General features: G+C 38.0%; 19 protein-coding genes. 2 read left to right on the plus strand and 17 right to left on the minus strand.

The window, feature by feature from the left end; genetic code table 11:
- Positions 1 to 139 precede the first annotated feature (139 nt).
- Positions 140 to 1,150 (plus strand): IS30 family transposase, encoded by a 1,011-nt coding sequence (locus BC751_RS06700; protein ID WP_130273814.1) that lies wholly within the window; start codon positions 140 to 142, stop codon positions 1,148 to 1,150.
- A gap of 31 nt (positions 1,151 to 1,181) precedes the next feature.
- Here BC751_RS06700 and BC751_RS06705 read toward each other — a convergent pair whose 3' ends face one another.
- The 15 genes from BC751_RS06705 to BC751_RS06770 all read right to left on the minus strand — a co-directional run bounded on the left by BC751_RS06705 (position 1,182) and on the right by BC751_RS06770 (position 16,455).
- A complete protein-coding gene (locus BC751_RS06705; RefSeq protein WP_130274869.1) occupies positions 1,182 to 1,979 on the minus strand; it encodes a cysteine peptidase family C39 domain-containing protein in 798 nt (265 codons plus the stop codon).
- Positions 1,980 to 2,062: 83 nt separating this feature from the next.
- Positions 2,063 to 3,139: a 6-bladed beta-propeller gene (locus tag BC751_RS06710; RefSeq protein ID WP_130274870.1), complete on the minus strand. Its 1,077-nt coding sequence runs from the start codon at positions 3,137 to 3,139 to the stop codon at positions 2,063 to 2,065.
- Between the two features lie 573 nt (positions 3,140 to 3,712).
- Positions 3,713 to 5,284, minus strand: coding sequence for a cysteine peptidase family C39 domain-containing protein (locus tag BC751_RS06720; protein ID WP_130274872.1), 1,572 nt, complete (start codon positions 5,282 to 5,284; stop codon positions 3,713 to 3,715).
- Positions 5,285 to 5,557: 273 nt separating this feature from the next.
- Positions 5,558 to 6,004 (minus strand): ABC transporter transmembrane domain-containing protein, encoded by a 447-nt coding sequence (locus BC751_RS22330; RefSeq protein WP_242617390.1) that lies wholly within the window; start codon positions 6,002 to 6,004, stop codon positions 5,558 to 5,560.
- Positions 5,995 to 6,537 carry a cysteine peptidase family C39 domain-containing protein gene (locus tag BC751_RS06725; protein WP_242617391.1) on the minus strand — a complete coding sequence of 181 codons (543 nt, stop codon included), beginning with the start codon at positions 6,535 to 6,537 and terminating at the stop codon, positions 5,995 to 5,997. Before BC751_RS06725 ends, BC751_RS22330 begins: the two co-directional genes overlap by 10 nt.
- Positions 6,538 to 6,601: 64 nt before the next feature.
- A complete protein-coding gene (locus BC751_RS06730; protein ID WP_130274873.1) occupies positions 6,602 to 7,735 on the minus strand; it encodes a DUF4221 family protein in 1,134 nt (377 codons plus the stop codon).
- 90 nt (positions 7,736 to 7,825) lie between these two features.
- Positions 7,826 to 8,050, minus strand: a complete 225-nt coding sequence (locus BC751_RS06735) for a hypothetical protein (RefSeq protein ID WP_130274874.1) — start codon at positions 8,048 to 8,050, stop codon at positions 7,826 to 7,828.
- Positions 8,051 to 8,184: 134 nt separating this feature from the next.
- Positions 8,185 to 8,394, minus strand: coding sequence for a hypothetical protein (locus tag BC751_RS22335; RefSeq protein WP_242617392.1), 210 nt, complete (start codon positions 8,392 to 8,394; stop codon positions 8,185 to 8,187).
- The gene (locus BC751_RS06740) at positions 8,385 to 9,701 is read right to left on the minus strand and encodes a cysteine peptidase family C39 domain-containing protein (protein WP_242617393.1); all 1,317 of its coding nucleotides are present in this window, start codon (positions 9,699 to 9,701) and stop codon (positions 8,385 to 8,387) included. The genes BC751_RS22335 and BC751_RS06740 overlap by 10 nt, the downstream gene beginning before the upstream one ends.
- 270 nt (positions 9,702 to 9,971) lie before the next feature.
- Positions 9,972 to 10,952, minus strand: a complete 981-nt coding sequence (locus BC751_RS06745; protein WP_242617394.1) for a cysteine peptidase family C39 domain-containing protein — start codon at positions 10,950 to 10,952, stop codon at positions 9,972 to 9,974.
- A gap of 126 nt (positions 10,953 to 11,078) precedes the next feature.
- Positions 11,079 to 12,146, minus strand: a complete 1,068-nt coding sequence (locus BC751_RS06750) for a 6-bladed beta-propeller (RefSeq protein ID WP_130274875.1) — start codon at positions 12,144 to 12,146, stop codon at positions 11,079 to 11,081.
- A gap of 341 nt (positions 12,147 to 12,487) precedes the next feature.
- On the minus strand, positions 12,488 to 12,718 hold the full coding sequence (locus BC751_RS06755) for a hypothetical protein (protein ID WP_130274876.1): 231 nt from the start codon (positions 12,716 to 12,718) through the stop codon (positions 12,488 to 12,490).
- An 83-nt stretch (positions 12,719 to 12,801) separates the two neighbouring features.
- Positions 12,802 to 13,275: a DsbA family protein gene (locus BC751_RS06760; RefSeq protein ID WP_341272857.1), complete on the minus strand. Its 474-nt coding sequence runs from the start codon at positions 13,273 to 13,275 to the stop codon at positions 12,802 to 12,804.
- Positions 13,251 to 15,137 (minus strand): IS1634 family transposase, encoded by a 1,887-nt coding sequence (locus BC751_RS06765; protein ID WP_242617395.1) that lies wholly within the window; start codon positions 15,135 to 15,137, stop codon positions 13,251 to 13,253. Before BC751_RS06765 ends, BC751_RS06760 begins: the two co-directional genes overlap by 25 nt.
- A 160-nt stretch (positions 15,138 to 15,297) precedes the next feature.
- Positions 15,298 to 16,455 (minus strand): vitamin K epoxide reductase family protein, encoded by a 1,158-nt coding sequence (locus tag BC751_RS06770; RefSeq protein ID WP_207226849.1) that lies wholly within the window; start codon positions 16,453 to 16,455, stop codon positions 15,298 to 15,300.
- Positions 16,456 to 16,716: 261 nt separating this feature from the next.
- On the opposite strand from BC751_RS06770, the gene BC751_RS06775 reads away from it, so the two are divergent.
- Positions 16,717 to 17,919, plus strand: a complete 1,203-nt coding sequence (locus BC751_RS06775) for an IS4 family transposase (protein WP_165389808.1) — start codon at positions 16,717 to 16,719, stop codon at positions 17,917 to 17,919.
- 233 nt (positions 17,920 to 18,152) lie between these two features.
- On the opposite strand, the gene BC751_RS06780 is transcribed toward BC751_RS06775, so the two are convergent.
- On the minus strand, positions 18,153 to 19,316 hold the full coding sequence (locus BC751_RS06780; protein ID WP_130274878.1) for an ATP-binding protein: 1,164 nt from the start codon (positions 19,314 to 19,316) through the stop codon (positions 18,153 to 18,155).
- Between the two features lie 219 nt (positions 19,317 to 19,535).
- On the minus strand, positions 19,536 to 20,690 hold the full coding sequence (locus tag BC751_RS06785; protein ID WP_130274879.1) for a DUF4221 family protein: 1,155 nt from the start codon (positions 20,688 to 20,690) through the stop codon (positions 19,536 to 19,538).
- Between the last annotated feature and the right edge of the window lie 97 nt (positions 20,691 to 20,787).

Below are 20,787 nucleotides of genomic sequence, written 5' to 3' on the forward strand. Positions count from 1 at the left end.
CAAACTAATTGACAAGTAAATTGATGATTTACAGAATTTTTAACTTTCCTATATTCAAGTCATAAATGCAACACTAAGGGTTTAAGGGAAGGAACCTAGGTTCCTTCCCTTAGGCTGAAAATATTAATTTAGTGTTGTCATGAATAAATTTAAACATCTCAGCCAGGAACAAAGGTACCAAATAGAGGCTTTATTTAGAAACGGAACTTCCCAGACCAAAATCGCTGCGATTATCGGTGTCAACAAAAGTACTGTATCCAGAGAACTTCAAAGAAATACCGGCAAGAGGGGCCGTTATAGCGGTGAATATAAGGCTGCAGTTGCCCAGAACCGTACAGACGAAAGACATAGACTCAAGAGAAAGCGAATCAAATTTACCGAGTCCCTTAAAGAAGAGGCCCGCAAATTCCTTGTTGTTGACAAATTGAGCCCAGAGCTAATATCGGTCACCTGGAAGAAACAAGGTAAAGAAGGGGTTTGTCATGAGACACTCTACAACTGGATATTTACTGCCAAAAAAAGTAGCCATTGGAGATACCGAAGGGACAGGGAGCTTTACAAGAATCTCCGGCATGGTAAAAGAAAGCGTAAGAGAGGTAATTACAGGCATACCAGAGGAATTATCAGGGAGAGAGTTCCAATTGACCAAAGGCCTCCTGTAGTTGAAAAAAGACAAAGGATAGGAGATATTGAAGTAGACCTTATGATGGGGAAAAACCACAAATCAGCTCTTTTGGTACTGGTGGACAGGGCAACCTTGGTTACTACCATAGAGAAACTTGATGGTAAAAATGCAGATATCATTGAACAGAAAATAGCAAAGAGAATACAGAGAATTGGTGCTTCGTTCTTCAAATCAATCACTTTCGATAATGATATGGCATTCGCAAACCATTATAAAATCAGAGATAAATTCAATATCCCAACATTCTTTACAAGACCATACACTTCACAGGATAAAGGAACAGTGGAAAACAGAATCGGACTTATCAGGGCTTTCCTGCCAAAGGGTACTGACCTCAATCAAATCTCTCGGGAACAGATCCAAAATATAGAAACCAAAATCAATAACAGGCCAATAAGAAAGTTTAATTATCTTAGTCCTATCGAATGTCTAATGAAAAAATTAGGCGTTGCATTTATGACTTGAACATGGCTTTTTTCATAGTTTTTATAAAAAACTAAAAGTACAATTTTATAAAAATTACGTATCTGAATGTAAGTTCACTGAAAATATCCGAAACAAATGAAATATTGATCCAGGTAATCAGGTGCGTCAATATCCAGCTGCGAAGCACTTCCACACTCATCCTACCCAGAAAGAGCATGATCTGGGCAAAAAGCACCAGATAGATAAAGTTGATGTCCTGGTTCTGGATCCCCACATCGACAATACTCTGGGTCAAGAAAGGAAAAATCAACTGCAAGAGACTGCCTACCAGCAATCCGATGGCCAGCTGGGCAATCAGGTTTTTATAGTTGAAGAGGTATTTGAACAGGAAACTTAAAGAACGCTTCTCTTTATCCTCCCATTTCATTTTCCTGAAAACTGGGGTAGGCTCCAACAGAAGGGTGATGCCTTCTTTGGTCTGCTCATTGGCATTGTTGTCGATCCATCTTGAAATAAACTCCTGCTTATTATATCGGATCAAACCATAGGCAGGGTCAGAAATATAGACGATATCTTTTCGGATTTTATACACTACCACAAAGTGCTGCCTGTCCCAATGGGCTATCAGGGGTAAAGGAGCCTGAGTGAGTTTCTCAAAACTTAACTTGGCACCAATGGTTTTGGATCCCATGGTCTCTGCAGCATCACTCAATTTCAGCAAACTGCTACCTTCCCTAGTAGTTTCGGATATTTCCCGTATTTCTTTGAGGGAAATCAGTTTCCCGTAATGCTTGGCAATGATTCGCAAACAGGTAGGACCGCAGTCTTTAGTGTCGGGTTGTTTGTAGAAGGGGAAGGAGGTTTTCAAAGGAATAGAATAGTATTGAAAGTTTAAAACAGATTTAGAATTATAACATCTAAAGTCAGTGGTAATAAGCAAAATTTTTTAACTTAATTTCTAGCGAATGTCAAACGATACATAACGATTAGTGGATTTTTTTCTAGGGCATTTTGTTTATCCCTAAGAATGGAGTAATATACATTTCCTTTAAAAGGCTTTGGAATCATTTCATCTGTCATCGCCTGATCAAATAATTTCCTTAAATGAATTAGGGGACGATTGCTTTCTAAATCAATTACTATAAAATAGGAAGTATTGTCATATACAATTCGTAAAAACGCATGGCTATTTGACATCACAACTTGCCTCATTCCCAATTGAAGTGTGTTGTCAAATCCAATGAAATTAAGTAGGTATTCTGGGGTCAATCGACCCTCCTGTTTTCTAAAAATCGTATCCGTGTCACTATGCGATGATATATCTCCCCGAATGATTGGCATATAAAAAAGGGGAACATTGCCTACCCGACTTATTATCCTAGGGATTGGATGGATATTGGTGTAATCAGAATGAAAGCCATAAAGTGGCCTTTCCCAGTTTTCAACTTCAAGGGTTTTGGGTTCAATTGAGCTAATCAACACCTGCCGGGGCTTTTCCTTGGTACCATTAAGCGTCTCCTGAACCACCAGAAGGGTATCATTGTCTTTATAGAAGGAGATCGGATGCCCTGGCAATTTATTGCTTGCAGAGTTAAATTCACCTTCCAAGTTATAAGAAATCACAGTCATTTTCTGCCAATCTGCAACAAAGACAACATTTTCCTTTTCATTTAAGTGAATCGCATAGGGCATAGTATATTCATCTGGTCCCTCTCCATTCCCTCCGATTTTCCCGAGAAAATTACCATTGTTTTCAAACTTTAATAGACCCTGCCTTCTGTCCAAAAGAACAAAGAAGTCTTGCGAAAAAGCTAAATCTTGGATTGAAGTAAGAGGTGGATTTCCAGGAACTTCTAGGTTTATAGTGTCTATTATTTCAATTATAAATTCCGGTGAATCTCCCTTTAAAAAATCCCTTTTGATTTCTATTGTTTTTGTAGATTGAAGAGAATCTGGAAATTCTTTAATTCCACAATTTTGAAATTGAAAAATAAAAATAAAAAACAACACTCTCGTAATATGTTTCATAGTTGAGATAAGTATATTTTTCTTTATGATTTCCCCCTTTAAATCTGTAGTCTACAATTAGAAGGTCTTTTAAATTAGGGAGCTATATTTGATCCCTAAACATAAAATTATTTTAAAATACAAGACAAGAAATTCCGAACCACTCCAAAAAAAATTATTTGAAGTAGTTCGGTAATTTATTTATCTAACATAAGTCAATCCATACTTATTTAACCAATTTATTTACATTACTTAAACATGATGTGAACTGATACCCTAACCTGCAAGATCAATGACAAGACCATGTAAAACAAAAAGGGTCATTAAAGCATACTGTTCCTGCTTGACATGAACCAGCAGTGTTATATGTTCCATTTATCTGCCCGCTCGAGTTATAACGATAGCATACAGTGCAGTTGTTTCCATACCCCCCAGTAATCTTCTTCATTTGACTTCTTTCCAATACTTCATCAGAAGTAAGTCTTAACATTTCTAAGCTTAACTTTTTCATGATTTTAAGATTTATTGAAAATTAAAATCTCCGGACATTTGGGTCAGCCGAAGCTTCTGACCATCCATCGCGACTGAATATTTTTATATCAAAATATATTTTAGGTCTTCTATACTGTAAGCCTTAGGTAATTCATATCCATTGATAAAGATGGTTGGTGTGTAGCTGATATTTTCCAGTTCACACCAATTCAACATGTCTTTTATGCAGGATTCCTGAGCTTTCAGTTCCCCGTTCATAGGGTATTTGGCTGCAAAGGTTTCATACTCCTTCCTCTCTGGCAGGTACCAATCGTCAAGTGCCTGTATGATTTCCTCCTGATTGGCCTGAGCAGCTACAGCCATAATATGACTGATTGTTTTATACTTAATTGCATCTTCTCCACCGGGATGAAATACGACTTGTAGGTTTATGTTTTCGGAAGCAAACAATTCTTCCAAAATAGGATGTGAATTAGCACATGGCCCACAGTATGGATTACACACTTTGAGTACATGATATTTGGCATTTTTCCCTTTAAGCAATATTCCCAATCCTTCTGGATTATTGGAAATACTTCTTGAACCCGATAAAAAATGTTCAAAGATTTCTGTGTTGGAAAGAAATCTGGCAAGCTTACTTTTTTGCTTTTGAAGTTCCTTATTGGTCAGAAAATATGGCTTAATACTCAGCCAAGCCACTTCTGTCCCTAAAAATAGAAAGGAAAACAAAGCCAATTCCTGAAATTGTACGGAGACTGTGTTCACCAGAAAAATCTGACTAAGCAATATTTCTGCGAGCAGTACTGTCGAAATCCAAAGGCACAACACACACCATTTCCTTATTTTTGCCCATTGGTAATAGATGGATATGGGAATTATAAATACTCCGGACAGAGTCAAATAGCCAAGTAAATGCAATCCTGATCCGGAGAAAGAAGACAAAAGCACAAAGAGAACACCTGAAAAGAAATAGGCAAAGGCTATAATGCTTAAGCTTATTCCTCCCGGCAAAGAAAAGGAAGAAATGACTGAATTACAGTCTGTATTTTTGCCTCCTGTGCAATAATCTTTTATGGCCTTATTGTCCTTATCAACTTCTGACCAAAGCAAAACCGAGGAAATGAACAATCCAATGGCTTTCAGAAGCAATAGTGACATAATTATAAGTGCATGGGTTTGATTTACGAAAATAGGCTGAGAAAAACCAAGTAACCCAATCAGGCTTATGAGTACTAAGGAAAAAAGCAGAAACCGGAAGACGAAAGCATCCTGCTGTCTCGCCTTAAATCCAGGTTCACCTGATTTATCAGACTTCTCCAAAAGTAGAGTTACACCTGTCCAGTTTTTGGCAAATTCCTCTTTTGAAGTGTTTTTGATTTTCCCCTTTTCATCCAGGTAATCAACAGAATCTATTTCCGCTTTAGTGAGAATGCTAAAATAAGGATGTCCATTTTCTTGAATCTGTATAATACAGGGAAGCGGAATTTGATCCAGCTTTTCTACAGAAAGGTTAAGTCCAAGGCTGTCCACCTTATAATGATTCAAGGTATCTGAAATAGTAAGCAAAGATTCCTGCTCGGGATGGGATGCTACCTGATCTTTCAAGTATTCTTTTGTAAAAGGAACATCCAGAAGAAGTAGGACTTTCTTTAAAATCAAATAAGAATTTTCCATAAAAACTTAGGTTAAAAACAGCTTCATCAGAAATAATCTCTTTCAAAAGATTAATTACGTTGGCTAACCTAAAAAAATAAATTTTAAAATGCCAAATCTAGAAATGTTTATAACATACTATTTTACAGGCAATTACATCACTCAAAGAGTCAACTACCAAAGAATATTCTAAAAGCTTCGTTTTACCCCCCCCTCCTCCAAACTAATTGATAAGTGAATTTGAAGTTTTCGGAATTTAAAACTTTTTTTATAGTTTTTGAATAAATTCTGTATTCAGTTGTCCGAAGGTTGTACCTTTGAATAACATGGCTGCCTGCAGGTTTCGCCTTCGTACCCCTGGTAAAGGATTTTCAACTCCGTTCCAAAATAGGCCAAAGACTTAAATACCAATGATACCAAGCCACATGCTCCGGATGGCCCGGAGCAGTGGTCTCCGATCCTTTGCATGATATCCCCAGTCATCCGGGTATCGAAATAGGAAATGGGCAGGTTCATCAATTTGATAAAAAAATCCGAAACAAGTGAAATATTAATCCTTGTGGTCAGGTGCGTCAATATCCAACTGCGGAGCACTTCCACACTCATCCTCCCCAGAAAGAGCATGATCTGGGCAAAAAGGACCAGATAGATAAAGTTGATGTCCTGGTTTTGGATCCCCACATCCACAATGCTTTGGGTCAGGAAAGGAAAAATCAGCTGCAAGAGACTGCCTACCAGCAATCCGATGGCCAGTTAAGCAATGAGGTTTTATAGTTGAAGAGGTACTTGAACAGGAAACTAAGGGAACGCTTCTCTTTATCCTCCCATTTCATTTTCCTGAAGGTAGGGGTAGGTTCCAGCAAAAGAGTGATTCCCTCTTTGGTATGCTCATCGGCATTGTTGCCGATCCATCGTGAAATAAATTCTTCTTTAGAATACTGGATCAGACCATAAGCTGGATCTGAGATATAGACAGTATCTTTTCTGATTTTATACACCACTACAAAGTGCTGTTTGTTCCAATGGACAATAACTGGAAGGGGGGCTTCTCTAAGTTTATTAAAATTCAGTTTTGCCCCTATGGTCTTAAATCCCATAGCCTCTGCTGCATCACTGAGTTTCAATAAGCTACTTCCTTCCCTCGTAGTTTCGGATATTTCTCTGATTTCTTTTAACGATATCAGCTTGCCATAGTGCTTGGCTATGATGCGCAAGCAGGTGGGACCACAGTCTTTAAAGTCGGGTTGTTTGTAGAAGGGGAAGGTGGCTTTCAAAAGAAAAGAATGGAAAGTTTAAATCAAGTATAGAAGCCTGGAAACAAAAATATCAACACAAAGCTTATTTGGACATAGTTAACACAACAAACCCCATCTCATCATTGATATTCTCATAAATCCAGATTTTGCCGTCCTTTGCAAAATGTTTTGCTGGCTTTTTTGTCAATTTAGGAACGAAGGTTTCCCCTATCTGATTGAGCTCTTTGTCAAAAGCCGTCAGGTATACTTTCGATTTAGCTTCTTCATCTTGGTTATTTTCAGACGCTGTTTCTCTGTAGGAAAACCTATAAAAGATCTGATTTTTTTCATCCCAAAAAGGTGGTAAGAAATTGATTTCTTGATGGAATCTGCCATATTCTCTTTCAAAACTTTCATCAGTTTCATGTTCCAATTGATATTCTTTCACTTTTTCATTGGCTGTAAGTTGACTGTTGAATGATTTAATAATTAGAGTATCCAATTCGGTATTATACAAAATTAACGCATTCGTTATTTGATTGGATATTATCAAATTCGTATCGAACTTTTCAATTCCCATTCCTGGTAATATGGTACTAATAACATTGGGAGAAGAGAATGTGAAGATAAATTTGGGCAAATTCTCAAAGGTTTTCATTTCCATTTTTGATATCTCATACTCGTCCAAATGGAGTATCCCTAAAAAAAGACTCTTATCAATAATACTATAGATTAACCCATATAATCTACTGGAAGCTGTGTCAAGTATTCTATTTGGCCTTAATTCCTCCCAACTTTTCATTGTATGCCCTCCCAATGAAAAGTTTTCCAAAAAAACTGTCATCAATTTTTTGCCATCCAAAGAAAATAATGCGGTTTGGTTTATTCCATTGAAAGTTATTTGATTTCCGTTTTGAACGTTCACTGTTCCTATATAAGCCCCTGTCCCATTGGGGCCTTCTTTATCGAAAGGTAGTTTTTCCTCTAGCACCAACTCATCTAGATTTATTTTTTCAACTGTATTATCTTCCGCATTAAAGTTAAAAAGGTACTTTTTGTCTTTGCTTATGTCCGCACCAAATAGCGCATGTTTTAAATAGATTATTTCATCTTGGGGATCAATGATTACAGTATCTGCTGAAAATCGAAGATTTGAAAAATAATCGGACTTGTTTTTCTCGGTTTTTTCTTTACAAAATGCCATCACAACAAGTATCAATAAGTATAAATACCTCATTTCAGTTTTAGTTATTTTGTTCTAAAGTGGCCATATCTCTAGAGATATGGCCACACAATTAGATTAGATTAAAAATTTAGCTATTCTAGATTATTGCATTGGTCCACCTATACAATACCCAGCTTCACTTGCGCAGTTGCGAACCACAGCGGCATTTCTCTGTGCAAGTGTTTCATAGTATCCTGTCCAAGACCCTACACTTCCTGTACAATGACAACTATAATAATGCCCCCCACCAGTAACCTTCTTCATCTGACTTCTTCCAAGCACCTCATCAGAAGTAAGTCTTAACATTTCTAAGCTTAACTTTTTCATGATTTTAAGATTTATTGAAAATTAAAATCTCCGGACATTTGGGTCAGCCGAAGCTTCTGACCATCCATCGCGACTGAATATTTTTATATCAAAATATATTTTAGGTATTCAACTGTATAAGCTTTAGGAAGTTCTTATCCATTGATAAAGCTGGTGGGAGTATAGTTGATGTTTTCCTGTTCACACCAATTCAACATGTCTTGTATGTGAGCTTCCTGTGCTTTTAGTTCCCCATTCATGGGGTATTTGGCGGCAAAGGTTTCATAGTCCTTATTCTCTGCCAAGTACCAATTGTTAAGTGCCTGTATTATTTCCTCCTGATTGGCCTGAGCAGCTACAGCCATAATATGATTGATTTATATTTAATTGCATCTCCTCCGCCGGGATGAAATACGACTTGTAGGTTTATGTTTCCGGAAGCAAACAATTCTTCCAAAATAGGATGTGAATTAGCACATGGTCCACAATAAGGATTGCATACTTTGAGTACATGATATTTGGCATTTTCCCCTTTAAGCAATATTCCCAATCCTTCTGGATTATTGGAAATTCTTCTTGAACCCGATAAAAAATGATCGAAAATATCGGTGTTGGATAAAAATCTGGTAAGCTTGCTTTTTTGCTTCTGAAGTTCCTTTTTGGTCAGTAAATAGGGCCTGAGACTCAGCCAAGCTATAACAGTTCCTATAAATAGAAAGGAAAACAAAGTCAATTCCTGAAATTGTACGGAGACTGTGTTCACCAGAAAAATCTGACTAAGCAGGATTTCTGCTGTCAGTATTGCCGAGATCCAAAGGCACAGCATGCACCATTTCTTGATTTTTGCCCACTGATAATAGATGGAGATAGGAACGATGGCAATCGCTGCAAAGCTTAAATAGGCTAAGAGTTGCAATCCTGTACCTGAGAATGAAGTCAGCAGTAAATGAAGACTACCTGATAAAAAATATGAAAAGGCTATAATGCTTAAACTGATACCTCCACTTAGAGAAAAGGAATTGGAGACAGCATTACAATCAATGTTTTTCCCTCCGGAACAAAACTCTTTGATAGCTGAATTGCCTTTGTCCACCTCAGCCCAAAGCAAGATGGAGGAAATAATCAACCCTGCCGATTTTAAGGTGAAAAGTGAAAAAGCCCCAATCGAATGGGATAAATCACCTGAAAAATCCAAAAAGCTATCCATCAACCAAACTACTCCGATAACACCAAAAAGAATAAACAAAGCCCGAAAAATCAAGCTTTCTTTCCTTCTGGTACTATAGCCTGGTTCTGAGGCGTTTTCTGATTTCTCCAAAAGTAGCGTAATCCCCGTCCACTTATTTACAAACTCATTTTTTGAAAGGTTTTCATTCTTGCCTTCTAAATCCGTGTACTCCACACTTTCTACAGATATACCGGATATACAACTGAAATAGGGATAACTATCCCCTTGAAGTTGAACGATGCAGGGCAGGGTTATTTGGTCCAGTTTATCTGTCGTAATATTGAGCCCAAGGCTGTCCACCTTATAATGATTCAAGGTATCTGAAATAGTAAGCAAAGATTCCTGCTCGGGATGGGATGCTACCTGATCTTTCAAGTATTCTTTTGTAAAAGGAACATCCAGAAGAAGTAGGACTTTCTTTAAAATCAAATAAGAATTTTCCATAAAAACTTAGGTTAAAAACAGCTTCATCAGAAATAATCTCTTTCAAAAGATTAATTACGTTGTCTAACCTAAAAAATAAATTTTTAAATACCAAATCCATATTGCGTTATAACCTACTAATTTGAAGGCATTTAAATTATTTTAATAGCAATAAACCAAAGATAATTCTAAAAACTTCGTTTTATCCCCCCCCTCCAAACTAATTGATAAGTGAATTTGAAGTTTTCGGAATTTAAAACTTTTTTTATAGTTTTTGAATAAATTCTGTATTCAGTTGTCCGAAGGTTGTACCTTTGAATAACATGGCTGCCTGCAGGCTTCGCCTTCGTACCCCTGGTAAAGGATTTTCAACTCCGTTCCAAAATAGGCCAAAGACTTAAATACCAATGATACCAAGCCACATGCTCGGGATGGCCCGGAGCGGTGGTCACCGATACGTTGCATGATATCCCCAGTCATGCGGGTATCGAAATAGGAAATGGGCAGGTTCATCAATTTGATAAAAAAATCCGAAACAAGTGAAATATTAATCCTTGTGGTCAGGTGCAACAATATCCAGCTGCGAAGCACTTCCACGCTCATCCTACCCAGAAAGAGCATGATCTGGGCAAAAAGCACCAGATAGATAAAGTTGATGTCCTGGTTCTGGATCCCCACATCCACAATGCTCTGGATCAGGAAAGGAAAAATCAACTGCAAGAGACTGCCTACCAGCAATCCGATGGCCAGCTGGGCAATCAGGTTTTTATAGTTGAAGAGGTATTTGAACAGGAAACTTAAAGAACGCTTCTCTTTATCCTCCCATTTCATTTTCCTGAAGGTAGGGGTAGGTTCCAGCAAAAGAGTGATTCCCTCTTTGGTATGCTCATCGGCATTGTTGCCGATCCATCGTGAAATAAATTCTTCTTTAGAATACTTGATCAGACCATAAGCTGGATCTGAGATATAGACAGTATCTTTTCTGATTTTATACACCACTACAAAGTGCTGTTTGTTCCAATGGACAATAACTGGAAGGGGGGCTTCTCTAAGTTTATTAAAATTCAGTTTTGCCCCTATGGTCTTAAATCCCATAGCCTCTGCTGCATCACTGAGTTTCAATAGACTACTTCCTTCCCTCGTAGTTTCGGATATTTCTCTGATTTCTTTTAACGATATCAACTTGCCACAGTGCTTGGCTATGATGCGCAAACAGGTAGGACCACAGTCTTTAAAGTCGGGTTGTTTGTAAAAAGGGAAGATGGTTTTCAATAGATTATAAAATTAATTTTATGATTCTGTGTATTGTATCTTGACAGCCTCAAAAACAGAAACCCCTGTTTATTTTTAATATGTTCATAAATTCAGATTTACCATCTTTGATTAAATATTTCGTAATCATTTCAGCATTACAATCCCGATAACGGGGTTTTGTTCTTCCTTCGATGTATTTGAAAATCCATCAGTTTTGACATAATAGAATGTATCACTTTTGGCATCCAATAAATTAAGAACTACGGTATCGCCTTCATCATCAAGTGGTCCCCCTTTGAAATTATAAGCTTTTGAAGTTTTTCTGTTATAGATAAAAAAATAAATATCATTTCCATCCTTATAATAGTGCGAACCCAAATAGTTGGCCGTCAGAAAAATATTGGCAATCATATATCTTTTGATTCCCCTTTCATCCAAATGGGGTTCCGCGAAACGTAATTTAGCATAAGGAATGATTCTATCTGTTTCTAATTGAAAAACAGTATCGCGTAAAAAGCGCTCATTTGTAGCCACAGGTGCATAAATAAAATCATCGAATCCATTAGTACTGATGAATTTAGAATAGCCCAACCAACCTGCTTGCTTGTCTTTTCTCACGACTCTTCTAATAGGAATGGAATCTAAACCGTTAAAGTTTTTATCCAGAATATACATCGAGGTTTCAGTGGCAAACCCTCCATCCACGGGTATTTCATATTCGTAAGAAATGACATAAATCTTGTCTTTGTCAAAAGATAAATTACTGATAAAAAAGTCCAAGGTAAATTTATCCACCAATTCAAATTCGAAATTGTAAACGAGAACCTTCCTCGAGGAAACAATGTAGAATTTCCTTAAATCCTCGTCTACACCGAAAGCAGATACAAATCGGTACTCACCGGGCCCATCACCTTGTCTCCCCAAAACTTTAAAAAACTTCCCACTATGCTCAAAAATTAATATTCGATGATCAAATGTTATAACAACAAAGTATGAATCGATTCTGACCACCTCTTTGACATTGGTTATCAATGCATCTTCATGATTTTCAAGAGTAATTTCAGTGATTGAATCTGAAATTGAACGTAATTCTATCCCTTGGTTAGTTTTATTAGGCACCTCCACAGTCCATAAATCTGTAATCTCAAGTTCCTTACAAGCAATCAGTAAAAACCCCAGAAAAATCAATATGCTTATCCTTGTTTTTTCCATTGTTGATCACGTATTTTTACTATATACACTGTTACCCAAGGCAGGTTAAATAAACCTTTTTTTTGAATACTCTAATTTTATTGGTATTATATTGATAACCAACCCTTGACCCAAATAAAAGAGTTTATATTAAAGTCAAGTTATCGTTATGAATTTCAATAAATACATTGTGGTTGTATTCTTGAAAACTTTTATCCCTGCGCTTTTCTGAATTGTACGAGGATTTAGTTAAAGCAAAATCTAAAGTAATAAATAAATCCCAAATCCTTAGGAGAATTTCAAAAGGCCAAAGGCATCCTTCCATTCCCCTAAGGTTTTAACTAAAGAAATTTTTAAATATTTTATTGGACGGCCCCTCCGCATGTTACAGGATCACCTCCACATTGAGCTTGTGCCACTTCAATTGCATCTTGTACATTTCCTGCCCAAACATAAAATCCTCCACTTGTCGGTTGAGTAACATTTCCACAATAACAAGTGAAAGTTCGACCACCAGTAATCTTCTTCATCTGACTTCTTCCAAGCACCTCATCAGAAGGAAGTCTTAACATTTCTAAGCTTAACTTTTTCATGATTTTAAGATTTATTGAAAATTAAAATCTCCGGACATTTGGGTCAGCCGAAGCTTCTGACCATCCATCGCGACTGAATATTTTTATATCAAAATATATTTTAGGTCTTCTATACTGTAAGCCTTAGGTAATTCATATCCATTGATAAAGATGGTTGGTGTGTAGCTGATATTTTCCAGTTCACACCAATTCAACATGTCTTTTATGCAGGATTCCTGAGCTTTCAGTTCCCCGTTCATAGGGTATTTGGCTGCAAAGGTTTCATACTCCTTCCTCTCTGGCAGGTACCAATCGTCAAGTGCCTGTATGATTTCCTCCTGATTGGCCTGAGCAGCTACAGCCATAATATGACTGATTGTTTTATACTTAATGGCATCTCCTCCTCCGGGATGAAATACAACCTGCAGGTTTATGTTTCCTGAAGCAAACAATTCTTCCAAAATAGGATGTGAATTAGCACATGGCCCACAGTATGGGTTGCATACTTTGAGTACATGATATTTGGCATTTTCCCCTTTAACCCAGATTGCAGCTATCCGCCTGTAAGTAGCTGTAATCTGGGTATTTCTGTTTTTTTGAGTTCAAGTTTGTGTACTACGGATTTTCTTTTTGTAAACGGTTGGTATTTGGTCTGAAGGATGTCGTAGATTTCTTTTAGGTTTTTGTTTGGAACTGTACACTTGCGTGTGGTAATGACTTTATCATAGGTGTTTTTCCCTGAAGTAGTGATGGCCTTTTGTGTGTTTCCTATTCTCACTATTTCACCCCAGCAGCTTTTTATTCCCTTCTGCTTGAGCTGGTACCTCACTGTATTGACTATCCAATATGCAAGGATTCCCAGATGTAGATGTGCCATGGTGGCATCATCGTTTTTATGGTAAATCGGTCTAAGATCCAGATCGGTTTTTAGTGTACGGAAGGCATTCTCTATTTCCCTGATAGTGTTATAGATATTCCAGATGATGTACTCCTCCTGCACGTTCAGGTTTGTCCGTAAAAAATAGATGCCCAGATTATCAGCTTTTGCCTGCTCCCGTTCCGGGTTTTTCTTCCATGACATTGCTGTCGCCTGTTCTGTTTTAGGGTCACTTTCAACAGTGATCTCATAATAATACTGGACTGATGGATACTTTTCTTTGGCCCTCCCGATGCGCTGGTGGACTTTATCGGTTTTTTTCACTCCTCCCTTGCTGTTGAGGGCATGCTGTATTTTTTGCAGTTCCTGTTCAAACCTTTGTTCGAACTGTAGCTTCATGCCTTCCTCTTTCTTCTCTTTGGAAGGGCTTTTGACTTCCAAATAATAGTCTGTGTTTTTTTCTGTGGACACGGCTCTGAGTCTGATGTTCTGCTTTGATTTTGTTTCCAGCAGAGTTGTAAGCCTGTCGGGCACATAGCTATAATCCTTGAGTTTTGTCCTGCTTACACAGAGGTAGCTGTATCCTTTGCTCTGGATAAGATGCAGGTTTTCTTCGGTGGCTATGCCTGCATCGAGTACCACTACCGCAGGTCCTGTACAGGTGTGGACGGAAAGCTTTTCAATCATTGCAGCAAGTGTGTTGCAGTCTGCTATGTTTCCTTCCAGGATAGAGGAGTACTTGATAAACCCTTCCACATTCACTACCAGTGCCAGCACAACAAGTTTTGCGTCTTTTCTTTTTTCCTTGCTCCTCCCGTATTGTGCCAGCTTACTGTTCGGTTTTTCTCCCTCAAAGTAGGTGTTGGTCAGATCATAAAGGATGATCTTATCCTGTAGATCAAAGAGTTCATTGGTACGTTTGGAAAGGTGCTTTTCGAGTGAATCTTTGACTTTGTATAGCTCAAGCGCACTTTTGTACAGCTTGTCCTTGGTTATTTTATCCATATCATAGCCCGTAAGCTCACAGACTGCCGAGTTTTCCTTTATCCAACGGACAGTTTTGAGTTCGGAAGCGGGGTATACCGCACGGGATACAACCTGTGTGGCTGCAAGACTTGCATCTTCGGCGCTGAATCCCGCCGAAAGTAATAAAGGTGTAAGCTGCAGCTTCTCCCATGTCTGGAAAGCAATATTCTCTGCTCCTATTTCTCTGGCATTACTGTGCTGGATGGTATCCATATCCACCATCCGTGACAGCTGCTGTTCCGACTTGATATCCAGCTTCTTGGAAGATACGATCCGACTCCAGAAGTCTTCAACATAGCGTCTGACGATTGGATCTTCCTCCAGGTCAAAAAAAGAAGCCTTGTGCTCATACTTCTCAGTAAGGTGTTTCTGTATTTTGTTGAGCTGCTCGGGCGCAGCATCCTCCATGAAACCTATATTCAGGATAGTGCGATGACACACCCTGTTGTCAGCATTACGGTAACTTTCCACCAGCCGGTAGTATCCGCTGAGTCTTCCCGAATCGGGATGTTTACGTAAAGAGAACTTGAAATACATGGTGTAAAGTACTGGTATTGAACCCCAAGATGCAATACCCCTTGTGTACTACAAACCAAAAAATGGCATTATACAGCCCGTAGAAAAAAAATCACGTAGGGGGGTACGGGTAATCGGAGCTAAAAAAAAGAAAATTTCCCGAAATTTTCTTTTTTAACCCCTAAAAGCTGCAATCTGGGTTAAGCATTATTCCCAATCCTTCTGGATTATTGGAAATACTTCTTGAACCCGATAAAAAATGTTCAAAGATTTCTGTGTTGGAAAGAAATCTGGCAAGCTTACTTTTTTGCTTTTGAAGTTCCTTATTGGTCAGTAAATAGGGCCTGAGACTCAGCCAAGCCACTACTGTCCCTAAAAATAGGAAGGAAAACATTGTCAATTCCTGAAATTGTATGGAGCCGGAGTTTACCAAAAAAATCTGACTAAGCAATATTTCTGCGAGCAGTACTGTCGAAATCCAAAGGCACAACACACACCATTTCCTTATTTTTGCCCATTGGTAATAGATGGATATGGGACTTATAAATACTCCGGACAGAGTCAAATAGCCAAGTAAATGCAATCCTGATCCGGAGAAAGAAGACAAAAGCACAAAGAGAACACCTGAAAAGAAATAGGCAAAGGCTATAATGCTTAAGCTTATTCCTCCCGGCAAAGAAAAGGAAGAAATGACTGAATTACAGTCTGTATTTTTGCCTCCTGTGCAATAATCTTTTATGGCCTTATTGTCCTTATCAACTTCTGACCAAAGCAAAACCGAGGAAATGAACAATCCAATGGCTTTCAGAAGCAATAGTGACATAATTATAAGTGCATGGGTTTGATTTACGAAAATAGGCTGAGAAAAACCAAGTAACCCAATCAGGCTTATGAGTACTAAGGAAAAAAGCAGAAACCGGAAGACGAAAGCATCCTGCTGTCTCGCCTTAAATCCAGGTTCACCTGATTTATCAGACTTCTCCAAAAGTAGAGTTACACCTGTCCAGTTTTTGGCAAATTCCTCTTTTGAAGTGTTTTTGATTTTCCCCTTTTCATCCAGGTAATCAACAGAATCTATTTCCGCTTTAGTGAGAATGCTAAAATAAGGATGTCCATTTTCTTGAATCTGTATAATACAGGGAAGCGGAATTTGATCCAGCTTTTCTACAGAAAGGTTAAGTCCAAGGCTGTCCACCTTATAATGATTCAAGGTATCTGAAATAGTAAGCAAAGATTCCTGCTCGGGATGGGATGCTACCTGATCTTTCAAGTATTCTTTTGTAAAAGGAACATCCAGAAGAAGTAGGACTTTCTTTAAAATCAAATAAGAATTTTCCATAAAAACTTAGGTTAAAAACAGCTTCATCAGAAATAATCTCTTTCAAAAGATTAATTACGTTGGCTAACCTAAAAAAATAAATTTTAAAATGCTGAATTAATGCCGTTTAGTTAGTGGTTAATTAACTGAAATTCATTATATTAGAGGTATAAAATAAGGCTTCCGAAAGCAGGGAGTGCTGGAAGCCTTAAAACTTTAATTGTAAATGAATTCAAGTTAAAACTAAGTTATGAAAAATTTATCATCGAAAGTAGGACTTCGGTGAAAGATTTTCTTCGTGACCGTTTCTTTTCCTTTGAAGTTCTTGTGCTTTTTATTTTGTCAAAGAGCAACAAAGGACTTAATATCTGCCTTGAAGAGTTTTTTGGGGAATCTTCCTTATCGCCCACTAAAAGTGCATTTACCCAGGCCAGGAAAAAACTGTGCTATACAGTTTTTAAAAAGCTTAACGGTTTGATCTGCAGTCTTTTTTACCAACATGCAAAGTTCAAGAAATGGAAGGGGCATAGGGTGCTTTCTGTTGATGGTTCAACACTTGAACTCCCGGATCATCCCTCCATGTCAGAGAAGTTCAGCTATCATGGTTTTGGGCCCAATGCGGATGCGGGACATTACATGAGCAGGATATCTTACCTGTATGATGTTTACAACGGCCTTGTACTGGATGCCGGTATGGAAAGCTACACCACTTCGGAAGCCACCCTATGTCATGCCCATCTTGGACATATTAAAGAAGGGGATCTTCTTGTGTGCGACAGGTATTATGCATCACTGAGACTTTTTTTCGAATTGAAAGGAAAAGGGGCCGACTTTCTTTTCAGGATGAAAGACAATTGGTGGAAATGTGTCGAAGATTTTTCCCGAAGTAGTTCCTCTGATGCGGAATATACATTAATACTCCCTCCAAAATACAGATGGCTGCTTGAAAAGTATCCCTCGTTATCCCAAACCATGACCGTAAGACTGATCAAGAAAAAGAATAAGAAGGGTAAGATTTCAATATATGCGACTTCGCTGTTGGACAGGAAAAAATATACAGCCTCCTCTCTAATAAACCTGTACAAACAGAGATGGGGAATAGAAGAAGCATATAAACTGATCAAATCAAGACTTGAAGTATCTGATTTTTCCGGCAAAACAGCATGGGCGGTCCAGCAGGACTTCTATGCTAAGACCCTGATCATATCACTCTGCAATATTCTTTGCTATGATGTGGAGCCAAAAACCAAAACAGGACGGACATCAAAGTCAGCAAGGACCTTGATAATCAATAAAACTTATGCATTGTCAAAAACAAAATCCCTGATTCTTAAAATCAGAGATTTAATTGGTGAATTGGAGCAGATTATCCAGAAATATGTAAAGAAAATCGCTTCCAAAATAGAATATTCAAAAAGAAACCAGGTATTCAAGCGGAAATTCAGAGCTAAACTGAAATACTCAATGAATTACAAATCTATTTAATCACATTCCTTAACTTAACGGCATTAAATGCCAAATCTAGAAATGTTTATAACATACTATTTTACAGGCAATTACATCACTCAAAGAGTCAACTACCAAAGAATATTCTAAAAGCTTCGTTTTACCCCCCTCCTCCAAACTAATTGATAAGTGAATTTGAAGTTTTCGGAATTTAAAACTTTTCTTATAGTTTTTGAATTTTTTTGAGTCCCATTTTCATAATGGGGGAGTAGTTATTTAGAAAATGTGGGTTTCTTGTTTTCAAGAAAATTCCAAAGTCCCATAGCCTCAATATTTTCTTCCAAAGGATAGGAATCTGTGATGCGACAGATAATGGCCCCCTTTTCTGCCCTGGTATCTTGCATGCTGATGCGGAAACCTTTACTGATTTTTGGGGAAAGGGTGTTTTTGATTTCAATGGCATGTTTGACCTTTCCTGATTTTACGAGTAGCAAGTCGCATTCTGCGCCCTGGTGGGTTCGGTAGAAATAATATTCATAGGGATCCCCGAGTACATTACAGATCTGTTCAATCACAAAGCCTTCCCATGAATTCCCGACCAGTAATTGGTTGATCAAATCCTCGTAAGAATCAATGCCTGTTAGAGTATGTAAAAGGCCGGAGTCTCTGATATAGACCTTTGGAGATGCTACCAAACGTTTCTTCACGTTTGGAAAATAGGGTTGAAGAAGGCGGACCATAAAGGAGCCATGAAGAAATTCCAGGTACCTATTCACTGTGGGCCGGGAGATTCCCAAGGCTCTGGCGAAATTTTCAGAAACCAGTAACCCTCCCTGTGCATGGGCCAGCATGCGCCAAAAGCGTTCCACCAGAAAGGGGTCGGTATTTAAGCCTAAAAGCCCTAAATCCCTTTCGATATATGTTTTGATAAAATTCTCTCTCCAAAGTCTGCTTCCTCTTTCCGAATTGGCCAGATAGGAAAGGGGAAATCCTCCCCTGATCCAAAGTTTATCTATTTCATCTGCCTCAACTTCTCCCAAATGAAAGGGGGTGAGTTCTAGGTAAGCAATCCTGCCTGCCAAAGAGTCGGCTGATTTTCGGATCAGGTCAGGTGATGCTGATCCCAAGAGAATAAATCTACCTGCTTCCCTCTTTTCGTCAATGAGGCTACGGAGTTCAGTGAATAATTCCGGCATCATCTGAATTTCATCCAGGATGACTGTTTTGTTTTGATGGGTTTTCAGGAATAGCTCTGCATTGGCTAATTTGGCCTTATCGCTGGCTTTTTCAAGGTCCAGATAGATGGATTCTTTTTCCAATAAAAGATTTTTGACCAAAGTAGTTTTACCTACCTGTCGTGGTCCTATTAGCCCAACAGCAGGGAATAGGCTGAGGTATTCTTGTAATAAAGGCCAAATATATCTCTTTTTTACCATGAAAAACGTAAGTTGTATTTTCGAATTTCTTGGTAAAACTAGAGATTAACTTTTATAATTCAAAATAAGATACCATGAAAAACGTAAGTTTAACTTTCGAATTTCATGGGAAATCGATTGTGAATTCAATAGAAGGAGAAATCACTTGCTGCTCAAATCCTGAGATGATTGATTCTAAGTGACTTTGATTCTGATAAAAGCCCAATCTTTTCATGAGCATCAGTTTTGGATTTCCATTCTCACAAAACCCAATTCATCATCAACGTTGACATAAGACCATATCAGGCCATCTTTGACAAATGGGGTATTTGGGATTCCCTGGATTTGGGAGACTAAGGATTCTCCTAAAAGATTAAAATTTTCATCGAAAATACTGATGTAAATTTTGGCAATAGGTTTTTTTTCAGGGTCTTCAAACAAAGGACCATCTGTATTACCAGTAGGGATGGTTTCATAAGAAAATCTGTAAAACCTTCTGTTTTTGGCATCCCAGATGGGTGCCTGAAAGTTGATTTCAGCATAGATATCTTCCATGACCTCTTTAAAACGTTTTTCAGAATCTACTTCTGAGGGGTAACCTCCTTTTTTGGCTTTGGAAGTTAGTACAGGTGTGTAATCTACCATGTAAGCGCTGTCCTTTTCCATGTCAATAATGAAAAGTGTGCTGTAGGCAGAACTAGAGAGTATCAGCTTCTTCTCAAACTTTTTAACACTTTTATCAGAAGCCATTATGGAAACCATATTGTCCGTTCTTAGCATCACAGAATAGTCTGGAAGCTCCGACCTTCCAGGGAGTTCCAACTTTTTTATAAGGCCATTTTTAAAATCAATCTTGGCAAAAGACTCAATTTCATCAGCCCAATTTCCCAATAAGCCATAAATGACATCACCATTTTCAGCTAAGATGGATTTGCGATAAAAGTTTTCCCCATCCAAAAGACTGTCTCCTTCAAATTTATCTTTTTCTAATTTATAGGTCTTCAGTTTGTTCGCATCTAGGTCAAATAGGCCCATGCCCTCAAAGCTGGCCAATAGAATTCTGTTGTCATCCCATAGCCCCATCCAACTCACAAAGGAGCCCACACCATTAGGACCTTCTTTCTCAAACTTAACTTTCCTTTCCAGGATCAATTGATCCAAATCAATTATATCCAAAGTGTAAGCCTGATTATCGAAAAGAAAAAGTTTTGAGTGACTGTTGTTCATGACACTATTCCAAAGGCCATATCTCAGATTGATGATTTCATTTCCTGGATCTACAATTACCGTGTCTATTTGGAAAGTGATATTAGAGAAGTCCGCCTGTTTTTCACTGTCTTTTTCTCGGCAGGAAAACAACAATAGGCTGAATGCCAATAAAAGATAATTTTTCATTTCGCGAGGTTTTTATACCCTTAATGTAACTACTAAAGATATAATTTCAAAAACATTTACACCGATTCCTGTCTACGATTTTGATATTTCTTGGAAA

It is taken from the genome of Cecembia calidifontis (assembly GCF_004216715.1).
GTDB lineage: Bacteria > Bacteroidota > Bacteroidia > Cytophagales > Cyclobacteriaceae > Cecembia_A > Cecembia_A calidifontis.

What these genes read in the sequence shown, in the direction of transcription:
- BC751_RS06780 (WP_130274878.1), bottom strand. Translation starts at nt 19,316, where the DNA reads ATGGTAAAAAAGAGATATATTTGGCCTTTATTACAAGAATACCTCAGC.
- BC751_RS06765 (WP_242617395.1), bottom strand. Translation starts at nt 15,137, where the DNA reads ATGTATTTCAAGTTCTCTTTACGTAAACATCCCGATTCGGGAAGACTC.
- BC751_RS06720 (WP_130274872.1), bottom strand. Translation starts at nt 5,284, where the DNA reads ATGGAAAATTCTTATTTGATTTTAAAGAAAGTCCTACTTCTTCTGGAT.
- BC751_RS06700 (WP_130273814.1), top strand. Translation starts at nt 140, where the DNA reads ATGAATAAATTTAAACATCTCAGCCAGGAACAAAGGTACCAAATAGAG.
- BC751_RS22335 (WP_242617392.1), bottom strand. Translation starts at nt 8,394, where the DNA reads ATGGCTGTAGCTGCTCAGGCCAATCAGGAGGAAATAATACAGGCACTT.
- BC751_RS06755 (WP_130274876.1), bottom strand. Translation starts at nt 12,718, where the DNA reads ATGAAAAAGTTAAGCTTAGAAATGTTAAGACTTCCTTCTGATGAGGTG.
- BC751_RS06740 (WP_242617393.1), bottom strand. Translation starts at nt 9,701, where the DNA reads ATGGAAAATTCTTATTTGATTTTAAAGAAAGTCCTACTTCTTCTGGAT.
- BC751_RS06735 (WP_130274874.1), bottom strand. Translation starts at nt 8,050, where the DNA reads ATGAAAAAGTTAAGCTTAGAAATGTTAAGACTTACTTCTGATGAGGTG.
- BC751_RS06770 (WP_207226849.1), bottom strand. Translation starts at nt 16,455, where the DNA reads ATGGAAAATTCTTATTTGATTTTAAAGAAAGTCCTACTTCTTCTGGAT.
- BC751_RS06730 (WP_130274873.1), bottom strand. Translation starts at nt 7,735, where the DNA reads ATGAGGTATTTATACTTATTGATACTTGTTGTGATGGCATTTTGTAAA.
- BC751_RS06750 (WP_130274875.1), bottom strand. Translation starts at nt 12,146, where the DNA reads ATGGAAAAAACAAGGATAAGCATATTGATTTTTCTGGGGTTTTTACTG.
- BC751_RS06785 (WP_130274879.1), bottom strand. Translation starts at nt 20,690, where the DNA reads ATGAAAAATTATCTTTTATTGGCATTCAGCCTATTGTTGTTTTCCTGC.
- BC751_RS06710 (WP_130274870.1), bottom strand. Translation starts at nt 3,139, where the DNA reads ATGAAACATATTACGAGAGTGTTGTTTTTTATTTTTATTTTTCAATTT.